Annotated in this window: 19 protein-coding genes and 1 riboswitch; of the genes, 14 read left to right on the top strand and 5 right to left on the bottom strand. The window is 43.6% G+C overall.

Going from position 1 to position 22,751, the window contains the following annotated elements; all coding sequences use genetic code 11:
- Position 1 precedes the first annotated feature (1 nt).
- The gene (locus CEF21_RS17195; protein WP_123918498.1) at positions 2-1,120 is read right to left on the bottom strand and encodes an aminopeptidase; all 1,119 of its coding nucleotides are present in this window, start codon (positions 1,118-1,120) and stop codon (positions 2-4) included.
- A 218-nt stretch (positions 1,121-1,338) separates the two neighbouring features.
- Between CEF21_RS17195 and CEF21_RS17190 the strand changes: the two genes are divergently transcribed.
- From CEF21_RS17190 to ccpA, 5 genes are all read left to right on the top strand, one after another.
- Positions 1,339-1,776, top strand: a complete 438-nt coding sequence (locus CEF21_RS17190) for a DUF948 domain-containing protein (RefSeq protein ID WP_123918496.1) — start codon at positions 1,339-1,341, stop codon at positions 1,774-1,776.
- Between the two features lie 31 nt (positions 1,777-1,807).
- Positions 1,808-2,296, top strand: a complete 489-nt coding sequence (locus CEF21_RS17185; RefSeq protein ID WP_123918494.1) for a YtxH domain-containing protein — start codon at positions 1,808-1,810, stop codon at positions 2,294-2,296.
- A 59-nt stretch (positions 2,297-2,355) separates the two neighbouring features.
- Positions 2,356-2,685: a bacillithiol system redox-active protein YtxJ gene (gene ytxJ, locus CEF21_RS17180; protein ID WP_123918492.1), complete on the top strand. Its 330-nt coding sequence runs from the start codon at positions 2,356-2,358 to the stop codon at positions 2,683-2,685.
- Positions 2,686-3,138: 453 nt separating this feature from the next.
- Positions 3,139-4,215: a bifunctional 3-deoxy-7-phosphoheptulonate synthase/chorismate mutase gene (locus CEF21_RS17175; protein WP_123918490.1), complete on the top strand. Its 1,077-nt coding sequence runs from the start codon at positions 3,139-3,141 to the stop codon at positions 4,213-4,215.
- A gap of 413 nt (positions 4,216-4,628) precedes the next feature.
- Complete coding sequence (gene ccpA / locus CEF21_RS17170; RefSeq protein ID WP_123918488.1) at positions 4,629-5,630, top strand: catabolite control protein A; 1,002 nt, start codon at positions 4,629-4,631, stop codon at positions 5,628-5,630.
- Between the two features lie 363 nt (positions 5,631-5,993).
- Here the strand turns inward: ccpA and CEF21_RS17165 are convergent, their stop codons facing one another.
- From CEF21_RS17165 to CEF21_RS17155, 3 genes are all read right to left on the bottom strand, one after another.
- Complete coding sequence (locus CEF21_RS17165) at positions 5,994-7,169, bottom strand: acetoin utilization protein AcuC (RefSeq protein ID WP_123918486.1); 1,176 nt, start codon at positions 7,167-7,169, stop codon at positions 5,994-5,996.
- Positions 7,166-7,810 (bottom strand): acetoin utilization AcuB family protein, encoded by a 645-nt coding sequence (locus CEF21_RS17160; RefSeq protein ID WP_123918484.1) that lies wholly within the window; start codon positions 7,808-7,810, stop codon positions 7,166-7,168. The genes CEF21_RS17165 and CEF21_RS17160 overlap by 4 nt, the downstream gene beginning before the upstream one ends.
- A 68-nt stretch (positions 7,811-7,878) precedes the next feature.
- On the bottom strand, positions 7,879-8,511 hold the full coding sequence (locus CEF21_RS17155) for a GNAT family N-acetyltransferase (RefSeq protein WP_123918482.1): 633 nt from the start codon (positions 8,509-8,511) through the stop codon (positions 7,879-7,881).
- A 168-nt stretch (positions 8,512-8,679) separates the two neighbouring features.
- On the opposite strand from CEF21_RS17155, the gene acsA reads away from it, so the two are divergent.
- The 4 genes from acsA (at position 8,680) to CEF21_RS17135 (ending at position 14,292) form a co-directional block, all read left to right on the top strand.
- Positions 8,680-10,395 carry an acetate--CoA ligase gene (gene acsA / locus CEF21_RS17150; RefSeq protein ID WP_123918480.1) on the top strand — a complete coding sequence of 572 codons (1,716 nt, stop codon included), beginning with the start codon at positions 8,680-8,682 and terminating at the stop codon, positions 10,393-10,395.
- A 333-nt stretch (positions 10,396-10,728) separates the two neighbouring features.
- Positions 10,729-11,484, top strand: coding sequence for a DeoR/GlpR family DNA-binding transcription regulator (locus CEF21_RS17145; RefSeq protein WP_123918478.1), 756 nt, complete (start codon positions 10,729-10,731; stop codon positions 11,482-11,484).
- Positions 11,481-12,395: a 1-phosphofructokinase gene (pfkB, locus tag CEF21_RS17140; RefSeq protein ID WP_123918476.1), complete on the top strand. Its 915-nt coding sequence runs from the start codon at positions 11,481-11,483 to the stop codon at positions 12,393-12,395. Before CEF21_RS17145 ends, pfkB begins: the two co-directional genes overlap by 4 nt.
- Before the next feature lie 13 nt (positions 12,396-12,408).
- Positions 12,409-14,292: a PTS fructose transporter subunit IIABC gene (locus tag CEF21_RS17135; RefSeq protein ID WP_123918474.1), complete on the top strand. Its 1,884-nt coding sequence runs from the start codon at positions 12,409-12,411 to the stop codon at positions 14,290-14,292.
- A 503-nt stretch (positions 14,293-14,795) separates the two neighbouring features.
- Here CEF21_RS17135 and CEF21_RS17130 read toward each other — a convergent pair.
- A complete protein-coding gene (locus CEF21_RS17130; protein WP_123918472.1) occupies positions 14,796-15,683 on the bottom strand; it encodes a glycoside hydrolase family 191 protein in 888 nt (295 codons plus the stop codon).
- Between the two features lie 35 nt (positions 15,684-15,718).
- Positions 15,719-15,809, bottom strand: a riboswitch (cyclic di-GMP riboswitch).
- 65 nt (positions 15,810-15,874) lie between these two features.
- Between CEF21_RS17130 and CEF21_RS17125 the strand changes: the two genes are divergently transcribed.
- Genes CEF21_RS17125 through pelG form a run of 5 tightly spaced genes read left to right on the top strand, consistent with a single transcriptional unit; the run spans position 15,875 to position 22,712 of the window.
- The gene (locus CEF21_RS17125) at positions 15,875-17,101 is read left to right on the top strand and encodes a nucleotidyl cyclase domain-containing protein (RefSeq protein ID WP_123918470.1); all 1,227 of its coding nucleotides are present in this window, start codon (positions 15,875-15,877) and stop codon (positions 17,099-17,101) included.
- Positions 17,098-18,006, top strand: coding sequence for a hypothetical protein (locus CEF21_RS17120; protein ID WP_123918468.1), 909 nt, complete (start codon positions 17,098-17,100; stop codon positions 18,004-18,006). Before CEF21_RS17125 ends, CEF21_RS17120 begins: the two co-directional genes overlap by 4 nt.
- Positions 18,003-19,853 (top strand): DUF2194 domain-containing protein, encoded by a 1,851-nt coding sequence (locus tag CEF21_RS17115; protein WP_123918466.1) that lies wholly within the window; start codon positions 18,003-18,005, stop codon positions 19,851-19,853. Before CEF21_RS17120 ends, CEF21_RS17115 begins: the two co-directional genes overlap by 4 nt.
- Positions 19,854-19,855: 2 nt before the next feature.
- Positions 19,856-21,292: a GT4 family glycosyltransferase PelF gene (gene pelF, locus CEF21_RS17110; protein ID WP_123918464.1), complete on the top strand. Its 1,437-nt coding sequence runs from the start codon at positions 19,856-19,858 to the stop codon at positions 21,290-21,292.
- Positions 21,255-22,712 carry an exopolysaccharide Pel transporter PelG gene (gene pelG, locus CEF21_RS17105; RefSeq protein ID WP_123918462.1) on the top strand — a complete coding sequence of 486 codons (1,458 nt, stop codon included), beginning with the start codon at positions 21,255-21,257 and terminating at the stop codon, positions 22,710-22,712. The genes pelF and pelG overlap by 38 nt, the downstream gene beginning before the upstream one ends.
- Positions 22,713-22,751 lie beyond the last annotated feature (39 nt).

Here is a 22,751-nt window from a genome sequence, read left to right as displayed (position 1 = left end):
CTTATGACTTTAGATTTTCAGGATTCAGCCCCTCAAGGTCCGGAACGACAAAACGCCCGTCTTTTCGGATGAGAACATCATCAAAATAGATTTCACCGCCGCCATATTCAGGACGCTGGATCATGACCATATCCCAGTGAATGCTTGAGTGATTTCCGTTAAAGGCATCATCGTAGCATTGGCCGGGAGTGAAGTGGAAGCTTCCGTCAATCTTTTCATCAAACAGAATATCCTGCATCGGGTGGAGGATGTAAGGATTCACCCCGATGGCAAACTCTCCTACAAACCTTGCTCCCTCATCGGTATCAAAAATCTTATTGATTCTTTCTGTATCATTTGCAGTTGCCTCGATGATTTTGCCGTCTTTAAATGTGAGCTTCACATTCTCAAAAGTAAAACCGTTGTAAGGAGACGGAGTGTTATAAGAAATAGTGCCGTTTACTGAATCTTTTACAGGAGCAGAATAAACTTCCCCATCCGGAATATTCAGATGGCCCGCGCATTTCACTGCCGGAATATCTTTAATGGAGAAGGTAAGATCTGTTCCGGGTCCAGTCAGCCGGACTTGATCCGCTGCATTCATACGTTCTGCGAGAGCGTTCATCGCCTCATCCATCTTGCTGTAATCGAGATTGCACACATCAAAATAAAAGTCCTCAAATGCCTCTGTACTCATTTTTGCCAGCTGCGCCATAGACTGTGTCGGATATCGGAGCACGACCCATCTGGTGCTTGGAACACGTATATCACCATGCACCATCTTTCCGATGGTTCTGCTGGAGACCTTCATTTTTTCATCTGGCACATCTGCGTGCTCGTTGATGTTGTTTCCTGAACGCAATCCAATATAGGCATCCATATCTTTCATCACAGCTGCTTCATATTCTGCGATCTTAGAATAATGCTCATCTGTCGCTCCCATAAGAAGGGCACGGTCTACCTGCTGATCCTTCAGCAGCACAAACGGGAAGCCTCCTGCCTCATAAGCCTCTTTTACAAGAGCAGTAACCAGTTCCCTCTGAAGACCGAAGTTTTCAATCAAAACCTTCTCGCCCTTTTGGAGTCTGACTGAGTAATGAATTAGGTTGTAGGCAAGCTTCTGTATACGCGGATCTTTCATTATTTAACCCCCATTATGTAGTTTCTATCTTATTTTAACTGAAAAATGTACAAAAAATTGAATTTTTCTTCTCTTATTTTTATCAGCGCGGGGAAAATTTTTTTTATGAAAAGGAATTAAGGTTTCATATGTAGAATTGGCTAATAGAAAATGTTATAAATGTTTATAATGTCATGTGACGGGTAAATGGTTATTAAATTAACGGGAGGTGCCCATTCTTGGAAATCATCTTATATTTAAGCATTGCACTAATAGCAGTGGCTTTTACAGTGCTCGTCATATTTGTTGCAAGGACGCTGAAATCTGTACAGGCGACACTGGATAACGTAGCAGGGACCATGTCAGGGCTGGAGAAACAAGTTCAGGGAATTACGACGGAAACGACGGAACTCCTACATAAAACCAATTTGCTGGCAGATGACATTCAGCAGAAATCTGAACGTTTAAACACAGTTGTTAATGCTGTTCAGGGAGTAGGACAATCCATCCAGCAGCTTAACAGATCTGTAAGCAACGTATCTACAACCGTTTCAAACGGTTTGGATAAAAACAAAGAGCAAATTTCACAGGTTGTTCAGTGGAGCAATGCAGCAATGGATATCTGGCAAAAATGGAAAGTAAAAAAAGAAAAAACAAAAGCTTCAACCATGAATTAACAGAAGAACGGGATATTGAGGAGGAATTAGGATGAGCAAAGATGGGATCAATAGCAAAGATTTTATGATTGGTACACTTATCGGAGGAATTGTTGGAGCTTCAGCTGCCCTTTTGCTTGCTCCTAAGTCAGGAAAAGATTTGAGAGGGGATATCGGCAGCCAGGCTAACATGGTAGCTGAGAAAACCAACAAAATGACAAATGATGCTTTAGGAAAAAGCTCGGAGTGGGCAAATAAAGCGAAAGAAAAAACCGCTTCCCTTTCTCAAACTGTGAGCATGCACTCAAACCAGCTCATGAGCAAAGTCAAAGATATCCGGGGCGGAGAAAAGACTGCTGATCAGGATCCGCTTGATGCAGAAATTTCCGCTATTGATGAACTGGCAGACGAAGCAGCTGCTTCAACACGGCCAGCTGCCTTTGATTCACAGGAAAATGTTTTGCAGGAAGCACGTGAACTGGCTGAAAAGGAAGCTTCGAAAACTTCAGCTGAACCATCTGGAATAACCAACTCAAAGTAATAAGCGAAGATCGGCAGAAAAGATTTCTGCCGGTTTTTTATATAAAGGAGGATACAAAGTTGAAACAGCAAATTAACGATATTGGCCAGTTTGAAGAACTTCTAGAGCAGCATAATCGCTTCTTGTTTATAAAGCACAGCCTCACATGCCCAATCAGTAAGGAAGCATTTAGACAGTTCTCTGAGTACGATGCCAGCCTTGGAGAAGATGTTAAAACCTATTATCTCCATGTGCAGGAGTCCCGGGAGCTTTCCGCTTACATTGCAGAAAAACTGGGTGTGAAGCATGAATCTCCGCAAGCTTTGCTGATTGACCACGGAGCAGCCATATGGAATGCATCCCATTGGAACATAACCGCGGATTCACTAAAAAAAGCCTCGGCTTTATAAATTCCTGTTTAAACGTAAAATGGTGACAGGGTTGCCTGAAAAGGCTCATGTACAAAAAAGGGAGACGCATTCTTAGCGGTTCCCTTTTTTTGTTTGAACAGGGTGATGAAGCGAAAGGGCGGGACTCTGCGGGAGCAGCGGGATGGTTGCGACCCGGCAGGCGGCTGCTCTCGCCAAAAAGGGCGAGAGCTTTAAAACGGACTTACTGGACAGCTCCCCGGAGTATCTTGGCAGAAACCGAAACAGAAGGCGGACATTACTAATGAAAATAGGCACAAACACGCTGTCTGGTGAATAAAATGCTTTATCGCTTAAAAGCGTTTAAATGATAAAGAATTTTTTCGTGACATCGAAAGAAAAGTTGTTTATAATAAACACTAATCAGAAACGCGGGCGTGAACATAGCGATTCATAACTTGCGTAATAGAAAGATACAGCGAAAGGATGAGTAGAATGAGTCACGCAGAATTAGAAGCACTTCGAGAAAGAGCAGACGAAATAAACCTTCAGATTCTCAAACTAATCAATGAACGGGGCAGACTGGTTCAGGAAATTGGAAAAGCAAAAGAAACGCAGGGTGTTAATCGTTATGACCCGGTACGTGAACGCAAAATGCTGAACCAAATTCTGGAGTCTAATGATGGACCGTTTGAACCATCTACTCTTCAGCATATATTTAAAGAAATCTTCAAAGCCGGACTGGAGCTCCAGGAAGATGATCACAGCAAAGCCCTGCTCGTGTCACGGAAGAAAAAGCCGGAAGATACAGTGGTCATGGTAAAAGGCGAGCCAATTGGCGACGGAGGGCAATCCTTCATTGTCGGCCCATGTGCTGTTGAAAGCTATGAGCAGGTTGCGGCAGTGGCAGCAGCAGCTAAAAAACAAGGAATTAAAATTCTTCGAGGCGGAGCGTTCAAGCCAAGAACAAGCCCATACGACTTCCAGGGATTAGGATTAGAAGGATTGAAAATTCTCAAAAAGGTAGCGGACGAATACGATCTTGCGGTTATCAGTGAAATCGTAAATCCTGCTGATATTGAAGTTGCTCTTGATTATGTAGATGTTATCCAGATTGGTGCACGCAACATGCAAAACTTTGAGCTATTGAAAGCGGCAGGGGCCGTCCGTAAGCCAGTGCTTCTGAAAAGAGGGCTTGCTGCAACACTGCAGGAGTTCATGAATGCAGCTGAGTACATTATTGCTCAAGGAAATGATCAAATCATTCTTTGTGAGCGCGGTATCCGCACATATGAAAAAGCAACCCGCAACACGCTGGATATATCAGCTGTGCCGATTTTAAAACAGGAAACTCATTTACCGGTATTCGTGGATGTAACGCATTCCACAGGAAGAAAAGATCTTCTTCTTCCAACTGCAAAAGCTGCACTTGCAATTGGAGCAGACGGAGTAATGGCAGAGGTTCACCCTGACCCGGCCGTTGCACTTTCCGATTCTGCACAGCAAATGAATATTGACGAATTCGATCATTGGATTTCTGAGCTAAGACCGATGGTGAAAGCAAAAGCATAATTTTGGGGAACAGCCTGCTGCAGAGCAGGCTGTTTCTTTTTTTATTCTAAAACCTGATGCCGATTTTTAACACTTGCTGATTGGAGTGGAAGGCGCGAGCACCTGCCAGCTGCAATAATGGAAAACAGGAGGATATATGAAAACACATCATCCGCACAGCACTCCTAAGGAAATCCTGCCTTAGTTCACCCGATATGAAGCAAAGTTTTCCAGAATAGGCGGAAGTAAGCGCTTAATGAAACTGAGTATTCAAAATCCGCGTTAAAACGTTGTAAATTCGTTGCTTACGCTTTCATAGTATCGTATGATTAAGTACATGAATGTAGAAATAGAGCGAAACTGCAATTATTTTGATAAGTTGCTCATACTACATATAAACAGGACATGCAGGCAAGTTAAAGGAGTGTATAAAAATGAGCAATATCACCATATATGATGTGGCGCGGGAAGCAAATGTTTCGATGGCAACCGTATCACGTGTCGTGAATGGCAATCCAAATGTAAAACCGACAACACGCAAAAAGGTGCTCGAATCGATTGAACGGCTTGGGTATCGTCCAAATGCAGTAGCAAGGGGACTTGCAAGCAAAAAAACAACAACAGTCGGTGTAATTATTCCGGATATCTCCAGTATCTTTTATGCAGAACTTGCAAGAGGAATAGAAGACATCGCCACTATGTACAAATACAACATCATTTTAAGCAACTCTGATCAAAACCTCGACAAGGAACTCCATTTGCTTAATACCATGCTGGGCAAACAGGTAGACGGAATTCTGTTTATGAGCGGAAACGTGACAAGCGCCCACACGGAAGAATTTAAACGTTCCCCTGTTCCCATCGTTCTTGCAGCCTCGGTTGATATGGAGAATGAAACACATTCTGTGAATATTAATTATGAACAGGGTGCTTTTGATGCGGTAACCATGCTTGCAGAAAAAGGACACAAACGCATTGGATATGTATCAGGTCCTTTGGAAGAACCGACAAACCGCGAAAAAAAACTTGCAGGCTATAAACGCGCACTGAATGAAGCCGGCCTTTCTTTTGATGAAGAGCTTGTAACAGAAGGGGATTACACGTACGATTCCGGTATTGAAGCGTTTGAGAAGCTTGAGGAACTGGCAGATAAACCAACGGCTATTTTCGTGGGAACCGATGAGATGGCTTTAGGCGTTATTCATGCTGCTCAGGACAGGGGATACAATATTCCTAAAGATGTGGAAATCATCGGGTTTGATAATACACGTCTGGCTACAATGGTCCGGCCTCAGCTTACAACCGTTGTCCAGCCAACCTATGATATCGGAGCAGTAGCAATGAGACTGCTGACGAAGCTGATGAATAAAGAGACTGTAGATGAAAAGGCGGTTGAGCTTCCACACCGCATTGAAGTGCGCCAGTCCACTAAATAAGAGAAACAACTGGGACAAAAGATTTCCGGCTGAAAAAACCGACCGATTATTTGAAACTCTGAAATAGAGCTTCGTAATCGTTCGGTTTTTCTGTTTTTCAAGCTTTTTTCAAAGGCTAAGGTAAAGCATGCTGTTAATTTTTAACACCTGTTGATTGGAGCGGAAGGCGTGAGACTCCTGCTTAGAGCAGCGGAACAGGTGAGACCCCGCAGTGGCGAAGCCAGGAGGAGGCTCAACCGCCCGCCCAAGGATAAGCGAACGACTGCTAGCTGCAATCAACAGCTAAGTTAAACAGTGCTTTTTCAAAAGAAATATTCGGCTATAAGGACAACAATTTTAGTTATGTCCCAGCCCCTTTTTCATTTAGCCATTTACATTGTTCTGAGTCCTTTCATCCTTTTGAATAATCTGCAATGCTTTAAACACCGTATGGGCATTTTTTTCTTCGATTTCCGGTTTGCGGGGAATCGGTTTATAGAGAGCCTCCGGATCTTCCCAAAGCGGAGGCAGCGGGACAGGAGCCTGGTCTTTCCATGCTGAGAGCCAATCCTTTGGCAAAGCTCCTTCTGGAATTTCATTTTGCATTTGCAGCCAAATCATGGACCATGCTCTTGGGACAACTCTCCAAATATCATATCCGCCGCCGCCGACGGCAATCCATCTGCCATCGCAATATTCATGCGCTAATTCATGGGCAAGCTTCGGTATTTCTTTATAAATTTCAATAGAGGAGGAAAGGTGAGTAAGCGGATCATAGTAATGAGCATCTGCTCCATTTTGTGTGAAAATAACATCAGGCTTAAAAAACCGGATAATCTCTCTAAACGATTTTTTATAGGCATCAAGCCATGATTCATCTTCTGTAAATGCATCAAGCGGAATGTTAAATGAATAGCCGTATCCTGCACCATGACCTCGCTCTGTAATATTGCCTGTGCCGGGAAATAAATAGCGTCCCGTTTCATGCAGGGAGAGGGTGCAAACAGATGGATCATCATAAAAAGTCCACTGCACCCCATCTCCATGATGGGCATCTGTATCCACATATAAAACCCGGGCGTTGTATTTCTTTTGCATGTATTTAATCGCAACCGAGCTGTCATTATAAATGCAAAAGCCGGATGCCTTGCCCCGAAAGCCGTGGTGCAGTCCGCCTCCGAGATTTAAAGCGTGCTTCGCTTTTCCTGACATAACTTCATCAGCTGCTTTAAGCGTACCACCCACAAGATAAGCACTGGCGTCATGCATTCCTTCAAAAATGGGGGTGTCCTCTGTTCCAATGCCATAATTGAGCGCTTCTTCTTCCCCCAGCTGCCCTTTCCCTGCTTTTTGGACAGCCTGGATATATTTCATATCATGTACAAGCGCAAGCTCTTCACATGAGGCTTTTCTTGCGGGCACAATCATGCTGTCATCCAGCTTCCCCATTTTTTTCAGTAAATCCAAAGTCAGTTTCACCCGGAGCTGATTAAAAGGGTGATTCTGATTGAACTGGTATTTCATGTATTCTTCTGAATAAATGAATATGGAATCCCTCATACGTTCATCCCCGGCATATTGGGCCAGAGGACATGATACCCCGCCGCTTCCAAATCGGATATAATGCCTGTCGGATTCATTGTCTGTACCCGGAAAACGAGAACTTTGTAGTGTTGGTCCCTGTCTGGATAGACGAGCACACTTGCAATATTAATATTGCGCTGCTGAAAGACTCCTGACACTTCTGAAAGCATTCCCGCCCGGTTTGGAACCTTCACTTCAATTTGTGAGCCCGGCTGATTGGCACCAGTCAGCTGGACATAAGAATGCAGGAGATCCGTCTCTGTAATTATGCCCGCCAGTTTTCCCGCTTTTAAAATCGGCATACAGCCAATTTTCCGCTCGAAAAAGATGGAAGAAATCTCTTCGACAAAATCGAGAGGATGACCGGTTATGACATCTGTTTTCATGATGTTTTCCAGAGGCTGATTCAGCTCGTCCATTTTTTCTGCAATCTGAAATACAGAAGGACTGGCATCTTTAACATCCCGGTCCGAAACAATACCAGCCACTGAACCTTCTTTATTCACAATCGGTATATGCCGAATCCGGTTTTCTTTCATTACCTCAATTGCCCGCGCCAATGTATCTTGCGGATCAAGCGTAAATACATGCCTCGTCATGATTTGATCGACAATCATGCTAATCCCATCCCCTTTACACCCTTCACTGTCCATTCTGGAAAATCAGAAGATACGAATGGATTTCATCAATACATAAAACGATTTTTGAAACGGAGCTTATCGAATGCCTGAATCGAATCGGGGCCGATTCGATTCCCGATTCTTGCCATTAGGCAATTCGCAGGATGAGAGCTTATTTCAGGCTCGTCTGTTGCGTACCATTCGAGGCCTCCCGCATTCATCATTTTCTCCATCACTTTACGATATTCCCAAACGTTCAAGCACGTTCCTTTTAAATCCCAATGCCAGTAGTATTCGGTTGTAATCACGATGTAATCTTCCATTTGATCATCCATCATCGATACGCGAAGAAGGTTTTTCCCGACAGAGTACCCTCTAAAATCGGGTATGACTTCTATGGCGCCAAGTTCAATGAGGTTCTCCATGTTTCCTTCAGACCATCTTTCCAGAGGGTCAGGATATAAATAGGTAACATATCCGACAATAGTGTGCTTGTCCCTGGCAACCAGGATTCTTCCTTCAGGCAGTTCTGCAATTCCGATTAGCGCCTTATGCTGCTGTTCGGGAGGTCTGAACGCAATTAAATCCTTATGAAATTCATAGCTTGCAAGTTTTCCGGAAGATATGGGCCCTTCAATAATGATAGAGCCATTGGGAGTTTTTATTTCCATTGCGTTATAGGTTTTGTTATGTTCCATTCGGTCACCCGCCTTGTATTCCTTTGCCTAAAGCTTACCTGATCGGCATTTCCTTCTATTATACTACAAACATTAAAGCGTTTTCATATTCCTGTAGTTTAAAAATTGAGAAAATTAGATGGGTATACTATAATATTAGTTGAATCAAGAATTGAGGGGGATTCAGGGATGAAATTGGAAGCGCTGCCAGCGTCGAAGGGGAACTATAATCTAAAAGACTACGATGAAGCCTATCAGAACTTTAACTGGAACGATGCAGAGAAAAATTTCTCCTGGCATCAAACGGGAAAATTAAATGCAGCATATGAAGCGATTGACCGTCATGCAGAAACCCATCGGAAAAATAAAGTTGCGCTTTATTATCGAGACCCTTCACGAAACGAAAAATATACGTTTAAAGAAATGAAGGATTTATCCAATCAGGCGGCAAATGTTCTGCGCCAGGCTGCCGATGTAGAAAAGGGAGACCGTGTGTTTGTCTTCATGCCAAGAACACCGGAGCTCTATTTTATTATTTTAGGAGCGGTTAAAGCGGGCGCCATTGTAGGGCCCCTGTTCGAAGCATTCATGGAGGGAGCCGTAAAAGACCGTCTTTATGACAGCGGAGCGAAAGTCATTGTAACCACTCCGGAATTGCTTGACCGGGTTCCGCATGATGAACTGCCGGAATTAAAACACATTATTTTAGTCGGAGATCAGGACGAAACAAGTAAACATATTAACTTCCATAAAGAAATGGAAAAAGCCGGAAAAAACTTTAACGTGGAATGGCTTGAGGCGGAGGATGGAATGCTGCTGCATTATACCTCAGGATCCACCGGAAAGCCGAAAGGGGTTCTCCATGTACAAAGGGCAATGATTCAGCAGTATCAGACAGCTGAATGGGTACTCGATTTGAAAGAAGAGGATGTTTACTGGTGTACGGCTGATCCGGGATGGGTTACAGGTACGGTATATGGCATCTTTGGACCTTGGCTCCATGGAGCTTCTAATGTCATCGTCGGGGGGAGATTTAACCCTGAAGCGTGGTATAAGACCATTGAAGATTTAGGTGTAACGGTGTGGTACAGCGCCCCTACAGCTTTTAGAATGCTCATGGGAGCGGGAGATGAAATTATCAAAGAGTATGATCTCAGCAGTCTAAGACATATCTTGAGCGTGGGTGAACCTCTTAATCCGGAAGTAATCCGGTGGGGAACAAAAGTCTTCAGCCAAAGGATCCATGATACATGGTGGATGACAGAAACCGGATCCCAGACCATCTGCAATTACCCAAGTCTTGAAATTAAACCGGGTTCGATGGGAAAACCGGTGCCTGGAGTAAAGGCCGCCATTGTAGATGATCAGGGGAACGAGCTTCCTCCTTATCAAATGGGGAATCTGGCCATAAAAAAAGGCTGGCCGTCCATGATGTATGCCATCTGGAACAATCAGGAGAAGTATGAATCGTATTTTATGCCCGGCGGCTGGTACGTATCGGGGGATTCCGCTTATATGGATGAAGACGGGTATTTCTGGTTTCAAGGCAGGATCGATGATGTGATCATGACTTCAGGTGAGCGTGTCGGACCTTTTGAAGTAGAAAGCAAGCTTGTCGAACATCCGGCGATTGCAGAAGCTGGTGTGATCGGCAAACCGGATCCGGTCCGCGGAGAAATCATAAAAGCATTCATTGCACTGAGAGATGGCTATGAGCCTTCGGATGAATTAAGTGAAGAAATACGTACCTTTGTGAAGAAAGGGCTTGCTGCCCATGCCGCACCAAGAGAGATAGAATTCAAAGATAAGCTTCCTAAAACAAGAAGCGGGAAAATCATGCGAAGGGTGCTGAAGGCTTGGGAGCTGGATTTGCCTGCAGGTGATTTATCCACTATGGAAGATTAAGAGAAAAAGAATCTGTTTTATAGGAAATTGTTTAAAGACGAAACACCCGGAACGATGTGCTGAGCATTCCGGGTGTTTCGTCTTTTTTATTGGGATTCCATCATTTAGGCTGACTGGAATGGAAGGTAAAACAATAGGGGAGCAGCCTCCAGCGGAAAACAACAGCCAAGCGTAAAAATCATTTAAGAAGGAAATGAATGTTTTTGACTGTAAATGAATATAAAAAGGGATAAAATGATTGTTTTTGATTGAAATTGATTGATTTTTGAAAGGGCTTTCGTTACAATGTGGTCATAAGGAAAACGCCCTATTAAACTGACTGGAGGTGCTTGCATGATAACGTCGGAACGCCACAGCAGGATCCTTGCACTGATCGAAGAGAAAGAGATTGTGAATATTCAGGAGCTTGTGGATGCAACTCAATCTTCTGATTCAACAATAAGAAGAGATCTAAGCCAGCTTCATAAAGAAAAGAAGCTGAAAAGAGTCCATGGCGGAGCAGAGGTTCTGCATCAAAAAGGGACAGAGCCGGATATTGAGCAAAAATCGGATATCAATCTGGAGAGTAAACAAAAAATCGGTCAATACGCAGCTGAAATGGTGAAAGACGGAGATCGTATTTTTCTTGATGCCGGAACCACTACTTTACAGATGATTCCTTACTTAGCGGGGAAAAATATTATGGTCGTGACGAATGGTTTAACGCACTTGGAATCGCTGGCCAGCCACCATATCCCTACTTACTTAATAGGCGGATATATGAAACAAACGACAAAAGCGCTTATTGGGGCCCGTGCTATATCAAGCTTAACTGAATACCGCTTTGATAAATGTTTCATGGGTGTAAATGGAATCCATGCCGATTCAGGCTATACGACACCCGATCCTGAAGAAGCAGCAGTAAAAACCAGTGCCATCCGCTGTTCTCAAAAGGCCTATATCCTCGCAGACAGCAGCAAGTTCGATGAGATTACATTTGCAAAAATTGCGGAGCTTCACGAAGCCATCATCATTACAGAGAAGCTGGATGACTATTTACTTGCTGAATACACCGAAAAAACTGAGATAAAGGTTGTGAGCACACCATGATTTATACATGTACATTGAATCCTTCCATTGATTATTTAATTCAGCTTGAAGAATTTCATTTAGGCAGTCTGAATCGTTCGAAGGAAACGAAGCTTTTCCCGGGCGGAAAGGGCATTAATGTTTCAAGAGTCCTGAAACGTCTTGGAACAGAGAGCACAGCACTTGGTTTTTCAGGAGGATTTACAGGCGATTTTATAAAAAATTTCCTTGAATCAGAAGCGATTACGGCAGATTTTACAGAAGCTGCAGACCATACAAGAATTAATGTAAAGCTTAAGACCGGTGTAGAAACCGAAGTGAACGCAGCAGGTCCGAAAATTACATTAGAGCAGCAGGAACAGCTCATTTCTAAAATAACACGTTTGCAAAAAGGGGATTTACTGGTCCTGGCTGGAAGTATTCCTTCCTCCATTCCATTGACATTTTACAGCACGGCTGCGGAAATATGCCGAAAAGCAGGGGTGGAGACAGTCATAGATGCGACAGGGCCGGCGCTTGAAGAAACTTTCCGTCACTCACCTCTTTTAATCAAACCAAATCATCACGAACTGGGTGAACTGTTCCATACGACCGTATCGAATGTAAATGAAGCCGCTTACTACGGTAAAAAGCTTATCAGTCTTGGCGTTCAGAATGTAATTGTTTCAATGGCCGGAGAAGGAGCCGTCTTGGTTAATGAAGACTGCGTACTAAAGGCATCGGTTCCCCAAGGAGTGTTAAAAAATTCAGTAGGCGCAGGTGATTCCGTTGTCGCAGGCTTTCTCGCATCGCTGGCACAACAAGACACGGTTGAGGAAGCATTTCAGCGGGGAACCGCGGCAGGAAGCGCTACAGCATTCTCACATGATCTCTGTACAAAAGAAGAGGCTGAAAAATTATATAAGGAAGTTAAAATAGAGAAAATTGGATGAGGGGGATATAAAAATGAGGATTACGGATTTGCTGACAAAAGAAACGATCCGGCTGCAATTAACAGCTGATTCCAAGGAAAAAGCGATTGACGAACTCGTCAATCAGCTGGATCACGCCGGAAAGTTATCAGACCGTCAATTATATAAAGAAGCGATTCTGGCACGTGAAGCTCAAAGCACGACTGGAATTGGCGAAGGAATTGCGATTCCGCATGCGAAAACCAAAGCAGTCAAGAAGCCGGCCATTGCATTTGGCCGTTCAAAGGCGGGAATTGATTATGAGTCGCTCGATGGACAGCCGAGTCATTTGTTCTTCATGATTGCTGCCGGAGAAGGGGCGGATCAGACACACTTGGAAACCTTGTCTTCTTTATCAAGCTTTCTTATGGATCCTGATTTCCGGAAAAAACTGGAGAACGCCGAGTCTGAGAGCGAGATACTGGAAGCGATCAATTCAAAGGAAGATGAAATGGCCGGAAAAGAGGAGCCGTCCGCTTCAGAATCGTCTGGCCAGCTTGTTCTGGCGGTAACGGCCTGTCCGACCGGAATCGCCCATACCTACATGGCAGCAGATTCACTGAAAGCAAAAGCCAAGGAGATGGGGATTCACATCAAAGTAGAGACCAATGGTTCAAGCGGGGTGAAAAGCCGGTTAACAGAGGACGAAATTGAAAGGGCTTCCGCGATTATTGTTGCTGCGGATAAACAAGTCGAGATGGGAAGATTCGCAGGAAAAACAGTCATTGAAGTACCTGTTGCACAAGCAATAAGAAAGCCGGGTGAATTAATAGAAAAAGCCTTGAAACAGGATGGTCCTATTTATAAAAACAGCCAGGGGAGCCAGGGAGAAAGCGGAGATGGCCGAAAGGAAAAAGGGCAGAGAACAGGATTTTATAAGCATTTAATGAATGGTGTATCAAATATGCTTCCGTTTGTGGTCGGGGGCGGTATCCTCATCGCTATTTCCTTTATGTTCGGGATTAAATCTGCAGACCCCAATGATCCGAGCTACAATCAAATTGCTTATGTATTAAATACCATCGGCGGCGGAACTGCTTTTAAACTGATGATTCCCATTCTGGCAGGCTTTATTGCGATGAGTATTGCAGACAGGCCGGGCTTTGCACCCGGTGCAGTCGGCGGCCTGCTGGCATCAACAGGGGATGCTGGCTTCCTTGGAGGTTTGATTGCCGGTTTCCTGGCAGGCTATATTGTTCTTTTCCTGAAAAAGGCGTTCAGCCGTTTGCCGCAATCCCTTGAAGGCATCAAACCGGTATTGCTTTATCCTTTATTCGGTATCCTGTTTACAGGAGTCATCATGCTGGTCATTGTTATCCCGCCAGCAAAAGCATTAATGGATTTGCTGAACGGCTGGCTCATGGGAATGGGCACAGGGAACCTTGTACTGCTGGGCTTAATTCTTGGAGGAATGATGGCCGTCGATATGGGAGGACCGCTGAACAAAGCAGCTTATACATTCGGTCTTGCCATGATTGATGCAGGAAACTTCGCTCCTCATGCTGCCATAATGGCAGGGGGAATGGTACCGCCACTCGGAATGGCACTGGCTACAACCTTCTTTAAATACAAGTTTACGAAACAAGAAAGAGAAGCGGGGAAAACGGCTTACATTATGGGGGCAACCTTTATAACAGAAGGGGCAATTCCATTTGCTGCCGCGGATCCGGGAAGGGTCATTCCAGCATCCGTCATTGGTGCAGCGACAGCAGGCGCCCTATCTATGCTCTTCAATATCAAACTGCCGGCACCTCACGGCGGAGCATTTGTAATCCCGGTAGTAGACGGGAATCCATTCTTATATATTTTAGCGATATTGATAGGATCGATTATCACGGCCCTTATCGTCGGATTCTGGAAAAGGCCTGTGAAGATATAAAAGAGAGACTGCGGATTTTACCGCAGTCTTTTTTCTATGAGCTCTCGCAAACAAATGGGCAGAAGGGGAAAGGGAGGTGCTTCACGGCGAAGCTGAAAGCCCTGAGTAAAACAGTCATTATTCAGGAAGAAGCTCTGTTAAACCGGATGATGAAAGCCTGCAGGCAAGTGTGTCCGCTGGCTCCAGTGATCAGGTTAATAGAACCCAATAGGAGTAAAGAGTGTATAACCTATCGTAAAATAAAGCCTACTTTTGACATGAATTCCTGTTATATAGAATAGACTAAGTGATTTGGAGTAGGTAAGATGATACAGGGGGAGAGATTTTTCCTTTAAAAAAACCAGACTGGCACATCGGCATTCGTCTGGTTTTTTTATTGGTACATCTGAAAGTTGCGAGCTTTCCTTTGCTGTGCTACAAATAATGTAAGTCCTTTTCCATAAAAGAGGATGGAGAACTACTAATTGTCGAATCTTACCTGAATTCTTTGCCCGCTATAGTAATTACCATCTGTTAAAGTCTTTAACTGCTTTGTAATGGAGGAATCCCTGCTGCTCAGAAAACCATGCACTTTTAGAGTGCTGCTCAAAAGAAACAGTAAGAACCGTGATTCCTTTCTCTTGCTGAAGCGCTTTTAATTGATCTATTTGATTTTTTGACCACTCATCTTTAGACACAACATTATGACTGAAGTTTTCCCACATGATTGCATCAACATAGTTTGCGCTTGTTGTTTTCAGAGTATCAATTCCCCAGTTTTGGATGATTCCGAGGGATGGATACATCGTTTTAACACTTTTTAAAAGCTGTTCCAGGCCTGACCGCTGTTTCGCAAGCTCAGCTGGCTGATCACTGAAATAATCATCTATGTTTCCAACTGTGTCAAAAAAGACCCCGTCCATATTTTTAGCGGCAACCTGAGCTCCAATTTCTGATAAGAGCAATTGTCTGAAATGAGGAGAACTCATATTCATCAGATAGGAATCCCATTGCTGAATATAGTATTTTTGAGTGGATTGCTGATAAAAATCTTCCGGTGTAAGCTTCTGCATGAATGCAGTGTTCCAGTTATCGGCTTCCATTGAGTTGATATAGCCGAAAACTTTTGTACCTTGTTTCTTAATCGTTTCAATTTGGGTTTTGGTGTAAAGAAGGGGCTCTATTATGACGAGGTCATAGGCCTGCATCTTTTTGATAATCGATGGGGTAGGAGCATCGTAGAAAATTTTGTAGGTTTTCACGTTTTTTAAAACTCCTGTGGAATTTGCAGCGTTTTGGACAGAAGCAGCGGGAGATGTAGCTGTCGTAAGGGCAGAGGCAGCGGGAGATAAAGAAATAAAACTGGATACAGCAAAAAAAGCCAATACAAAAAATCTGATTACATTATTCATTTGTAATCCCTCCGTTTTTTAACGAGGGATGGTAGCTTCGCAGGCTGGCGATCGGTATTTCCGATTGGAAATCGACGACCCATGCCTTTGCGTCCTTGCTTTTCAGCAAGTTTGCCCATCACCTTTTGTCCTAATCATATCAGCCTATTTTTCTGAACTCAACTAATTTTTTTGTGAAAGCAGTGATTCATATGATCTACAAACAATCCAATATTATATTAAAATTGGCTGAGTCATTCGGATTATCTTTTGCCAATCTCTTTTTTCTTCACTTTTTTTCAGAAAATATTCCGATGTTGAGCGAGGTCTTATGGTCTGCAGCTATCGTCCTTATTTCACTAAGATATGGTATTTATTTTGGGATTGTTCCTTTTTGTTCCGCCGTTTTTTCTTCCATTGCATTTGAAATCGGCAATGGAGGCGATCTCTATCTTTATCTCACAGATTTATCCAATATGCTGGTCATTTCGCTATTCTTCTTTCTGCTCCTTTTCACGGGGCTATCACGAAACTCTCAACAAGAACGTTATTTTGATATAACAAATGGGTATGAGGAAATTCTTGAGGAAAAAAAGATTTTAGAAGAGACTCTGGATGAAGCATTAAATATAAACGAGACGTATAGAAAGCGATTTTTAGAGTCAGAGGATCAATATGCGGACATGTACGAGATGATTACGGCACTTAATTCTACTGATTCAGATACGATCTTTAATGAAATGGTCCGTATCGTTAACCAAAGGTTTACGAGCAGGCAGCTTTGTTTGTACCTGATATCCAGTCAAGGAGATTCAATCCGCTCAAAAATTAACACAAATCAAGAGGGCAGGCTCAAGTCAGATTATTGGCTTGATGAGGTCCCATCTTTAATAGGCAAAGTAATAAAAGGGCAAGAGCATGTAATGTTCAGATCAAGGGAGGACGATGAAGCGTCTCCGGCTGCGGCAGGCCCTGTGTTTGTTTACGGGGAAATGAGATATATTCTCGCACTTGATGGAATTGATCTCAATGCCTGTACTTCCCAGCATATTCAATGGCTCGACTGGTGCCTGAAATGGATGGGAAGCCGGTTAAGTTTTGCCTATACATATGAAAGGGAAAAAAATGAGCATCAGCGATATCCGGGAACCGGTATTTATCAGCTCGCTTCCTTTTTTAAACGGTTTAATGCAGAACTTGAACGCGCGGAAAAAATCGGTCAGCCTTTTGTTATTTTTGAATTAAAAACAGACCGTCTGATGATCAGTGAAATCGATCTCCTGATGAAAAAGCAGCTAAGGGAACTGGATTCAGCCGGATGGGATGAGGAGGCAGGAATTCTCTATGTTCTTTTGCCGGGAGTTGATCCGGCCAATGAGCCGGCAGTCAGGGAAAGACTCCAGAATGCTATACGGAAAGAGGTGGCTTCTATTACATGATGATCTTATTAGGTGCCGGATCTGTTATCGGGTGTGCCGTATCTTTTGCTGCTGCCCGTTTTTATTTTGCCGGAAAAGTGGAGAAGGATCAGCATGGTCTGCTTATGCTCTGGGTCATGCTTTCTCTGCTTCTCCCGTTCATTGGTTTTATATTCGGCTTTATTTTGCTGCGCCTCTTTGTGAAGAATCAGGATGGGTCATTCATGGATGAATACTCGAGCTATATTCAGAACAAGGTCTATAATTTTGAAAATTTAAGAGAGACGCTTAACCAGGACCGCCAATTGCTTTCCGCAAGCGGTTATTCCTCTGGAAACGGGTGGATGATGAAAAGCCTGCTTTTAAATATGTCCAATGAAAAAACCATCAGCCAGGAGAAAATTATTAAAAAAGGACTGAACCATCCGGATAGAGAAGCGGTTCATTATGCTGCAACGATTACGAATGTCCTTCAAGACCGGCTGGCCAATCAAATTACCCAGCAAAAAAGAGACTTGTCTGCGGAACATCCCATTACCTACCAGCAGCTTCTATCTACTTATAAGGAGTACCTATCCAGCGAATTGCTTTCCAGTGCCATCAGGGAGAAGACTGAATTGGATTATGAAGGGTTTCTGAGAGAAGCTGCTGCTGAATTCCCCGAAGATTTTCAATACAGGGAAGCGCTCGGTATGCTAATCTTTGAGAAAAATCCGCAGGAGAGTGAACAGATTTTCCAAAGCCTGCTTCATGAACAGCCGCAATCGGCCCAAGTCATGTGGGGCTGGCTGCAAATTTCTTACCAAAATGGCAGTTGGGATAGAGTGTTTGAATTGGCGGTCCGGCTTCGAAATCATCCTGATATAAACTCTTTTCCAATCAGGCAGCAGAAGATTATTCAGTATTTGGGAGGAAATAACAGATGACAGGAAGGGTTCCCCGTTTTGCAATTTTTACTTCAATTGCGGTTGTTTTCCTGCTGATAGGAATTTTATATATGAATGAAGACCATTTTTATGCGAATTTGCCAATCGGCAAAAAAGTTTTCCCTGCAGAAGAAATTACGTATATGACGTCCGGCACTCCTGAACAGGGAACTTCACCAGGCAATATGAGGATTTACGTAGCTGAACCCGAGAAAGGAAACAAGCTGAGTGAAGGTACCTATCACAATATAAAAAAGGCGCTGCATTACGCGAATGTCAGATATGAGGTCCTCCCGCCCGAGAAAACCGGGGGGATTCAAGGTGATCCATATACAATGATCATCTTGACCGGAGAAGACACGTCACGATGGAATGCCGGCCAAATCGGCAAATTTGTTAAAGACGGAGGCAGACTGTTTGCTGCCAACCGTTTTGCGGATCCGGAATGGTATGATTTACTCGGCATTAAACAGGAAAAAGGCTTTGATGATGAAGTAAAAGGCATTGCCTTTTCCGATTCTTTTTTTAACGGTTACCCCAATCTGGATTCTGCATCGGACTATTTCTCAAACAGCATGCTAAAAGCGGAGCTGGTCCCTGAAGCGAAAACATACATTACGGCAGAAAAAATTCCGCTGCTCTGGACACGTGATTACGGAGCAGGCAGAGTGGTCAATTGGAATGGTACAGGCCTTCAGGATAAGAGTACACGGGGAATTATCGTGCAGGCAATCAGCCTTGCGTTCCCTGCATTTGTCTCGGGGCAGGCCGGTGAGAAAGTGATGTTCATCGATGATTTCCCTGCGCCGATTGCTAAAAGGGAAGCAGAAAAAATTAAAAGGGATTACGGAATGGCTTATGATGAGTTTTACCGCGAAGTATGGTGGCCGGATATGAAAGCTATCAGCGGGAAATATGATTTTCCCTACACCGGGGCGATGATTGGAACGTATCTTGACAAGCCTCATGTACGAAGCAGCCAGCTTATCGAGATGAGTCAGAAAGATTTGCTTCTTTATGGCAGACAGCTCCTTTCGGCCGGAGGAGAGCTTGCTCTTCACGGCTATAACCATGAATCGCTTGTAACAAGAAGTGAACCGGTTTCATCGGAATTCGGCTACCGGTACTGGGATTCGCAAAAGGAAATGGAAGAAGCTCTCCTGGAGCTCAGAACGGTTCAGGAAGAACTGTTTTCCGATCAGACATTTAAAACATACGTTCCGCCATCCAACCTGCTTAACCGGTCTGGAATTTCAGCTGTAAGGCATACAATGCCCGGCCTCGAAGTGATTTCGAGCCTTTATACAGGAGATCCTTCGAACGGAAGCCTCATTCAGGAGTTCGGATATGATTCCGTCTACAAGGATCTTTATCATTTCCCGCGAATCAACAGCGGTTATTCTTTTACGAAAGAAGACCAGTTCCAGCTTGCAGATGCTGCAGCGAACATGGGGGTTTTTTCGCACTTTATTCATCCTGATGACGTTTTGGATGAGGAACGGTCCAAAAACCAAAGCTGGGAAAGCCTTAAAGGGGAATATGTAAAAATGCAGAAATTTTTACATGATCAGTTTCCTTATTTGAAAGGATACACGCAGTACGGGGCAAAAGAACGGCTTGCAGCTTATCAGGAAGGGAAATGGAACGTTGAATACAGCGATTCAGGGATTGAAATTCATGGATACAAAGTGCCTTCCCCATCATTATTCTTAATCAGGATAGAGGAAGGCAAAAAGCTGAAACCAGCCCAATATCATTTTGGAAAAATAGAAGAAAGACAGCCTGGGCTCTATTTGCTCACAATGAATAAGCCCGATGCAAAAGTTGTGTGGAAAGAGGCGGAATAAAGATGAGAGTTGGAATCATTGCTGAAGGGAGTTATCCCTATGTAAGCGGAGGTGTATCGAGCTGGATCCATACCCTCATTACCCGAATGGAAGAAATACAGTTCTCTCTTTTCACCATTACACCGGAAAAGAAAGAAGAAAAAGACTTAAAGTATGAACGGACACCCAATACGGTTCATCATCAAAATATAGAGCTGCAAGGAAAGGCACCGGTTAGAAAACAAAAATCAACTCTCTCTGAGGAGGAATTAGCGCTCCTGTTTAAATGGTTTACGTTCCAAAGCCATGACCCGAAAGCGCTGATGATTCTTGGAGATAAGGGAAAAATCGGTACTGCTGAAGAGTTTTTTGAAAGCGAAGCGTTTTATCAGCTTGTTCAGGATTGTTATGAATATGAAGAGCTTTATGGGTCATTTCTTGATTATATGTGGATGTGGAAATCGATGTATACACCGATTATGCACCTCCTTCAGCAGGAATACAGCAAAGTTGATGTCATCCATGCGGCTTCTACAGGATATGGAGGATTAATCGGGACGTATATCTCGATCGTCCAAGGTATTCCTTTCATCATTACGGAACATGGCATTTACTCGCGGGAAAGGGAAGAGGAGATCCTGCAGTCTGCATGGATTCCTGTTCTATACAAGAAAAGGTGGATTAAGCTATTTCATCATTTATCCAAACATGCATATGAACAGGCATCGGATATTATTACGCTCTTCGAGAAGAACAGAGAATATCAGCTTGAACAGGGGGCACCGCCTCAAAAAACATTGATTGTGCCAAACGGAATCGAAATCAATTCTTCTTTAACGGTTCAGGAGAAAAAAGATGTCTTTCATATAGGAGCCATTGTCAGAGTGGTGCCGATTAAAGATATAAAAACCATGATTTATGCTGCCAATACCCTTAAAAGGTGGGGGTACGCTTTTCATTGGTCGATTCTTGGGCCGGATGAAGAAATGCCGGAGTATGCCCGGGAGTGTAAAGATTTAGTAAGGAGTCTCGAGCTTGAAGACTTCATCACTTTTACCGGCCGGGTCAATGTCAGTGATTATTTAATGGGGTTTGATGTTTGCGTGCTCAGCAGTTTATCAGAAGGACAGCCGCTTGCCATCCTTGAGGGAATGGCTGCGGGCAAACCGTGGGTTGCAACAGATGTGGGAAGCTGCAGGGAACTCATTGAGGGGAGAGAAGGGGATCCTTACGGAGCTTGCGGCTTTGTCATCCCTCCTATTCAGCCGGATCAGCTTGCCGACCGCTTAAGATGGTTTATGAATCACCGGGAGCTTCTTGGCCGGATGGGCCGGAATGGACTGAGCAGGGTGAAAAACGATTATCTGCTTGAAGACGTCATTTCTTTTTACAGAAATCTTTATATGGAAAGAGGTGAAAAGAATGGCCGGCATCGGATTTCAGCTTCAAAAGTTATTTAAAGAAGATTATTATTCATCCCGGCTGAAAGCTTATCTGTATTCGCTGTTCGTTACTGCAGGGCCCTGGCTGATTGTCATTTCCACCATTCTTGTTCTGCAGCTTCTGCTGAAGGCAGTACCCGGAGTTAATGCAGAGAATAAACAGCTGTTTATGATATCTGTTTCCTATTGCTTTATGTTTTCCCAAGTGCTTTTTGGATTTCAGCAGCTTGTTGTAACCAGGTATACAGCAGATTGTTTATATGAAAAAAAGGAAGAAAAAATTTTCCCCTCATTTTTGGGTTTTTCGTCAGTGACGATTGTCATGGCTTTTGTCTTATGGTTTGTCTTTGCTTTGTTATCTCCGCTTTACTGGGGATATAAATGCTGGATGCTTGCCTTATTTGTCCTGTTGAATCTTATATGGATTATGCTGCTTTACCTTTCCGGTGCAAAAAACTATCAGTCTATTGCCTTCGCTTTTCTGGCTGGAGGGATCTTTTCTGTTTTATGTATGTTCAGCCTGCTGAAATGGAATCCCTTTCCTGCAGGGCAGTGGCTTTCGGCATCGGTCATGATGGGAAGTTTTACTGCCGGTATGGCTGTAACCTTTCTTTGGCTCATTTACGCTATGCTGAGAACCTTTCCGAGCAGAGGAGCTGCGATGCCATTTGAATACTTATCTTACTTTGACAAGTATCCGCTTCTTGCTTTGACAGGGGTTTTCTATAATGCAGGGTTATGGGTAAGCAACTGGCTGATTTGGGCAAACGGCGGAGAATGGCTTCTGGATACATTCAGATATCACCCGGACTATGATACGGCATTGTTTTATGCTTATCTGACAATCCTTCCAACCTATGTCATTTTTGTTGTGTCCATTGAAACACGCTTTTATGAAAGGTATCGGGCTTTCTTTTCCTTTATAAATGAAGGAGGAACATTAACGCAGATTAAGAAATCGAAAACCAGCATGCTCCTGGTTTTGAAACAGGAGGTGGAAAGGCTGATTCGAAATCAAGGGTTTATATCCCTTGCCATCCTTTTTCTCTCGATTAGCATCCTGCCGCTGTTTGCGGGGAATGAACAAGTGCTGAGAATATTCAGGCTTACGCTGATTGGTGCTTTCTGCAACGGGATGACAATGGTCATGATGCTTCTTTTATTGTATTTTGATGACCGTATGGGTGCTTTTCGAACTTCCGCCGTCTTTTTTGCAGGTATTGCATTGTTTACGCTGATCCTGCTTCCTGCGGGAAATGGAAGTTATGGAGTGGGGTTTACGATTGGAAGTCTGATCAGCTTTCTTTATTCCTCAACCAGGCTTTTCCGGTATGTTTCAAAAGCGGATTATTATGTTTTCTGTTCATCGCACCGCACGAAGGAGAGTGGATTTTTCCATATCGTTTCTTCCCGTTTAAATCGGCTGATGAGAGTGTGAAGCTTTTGTAACTAAGCACTGTTAAACTTGGTGTTAGCA

The organism is Bacillus sp. FJAT-42376 (genome assembly GCF_003816055.1).
Lineage (GTDB): Bacteria > Bacillota > Bacilli > Bacillales > Bacillaceae > Metabacillus_B.
This window is presented reverse-complemented; position numbering and strand designations above follow the sequence as displayed.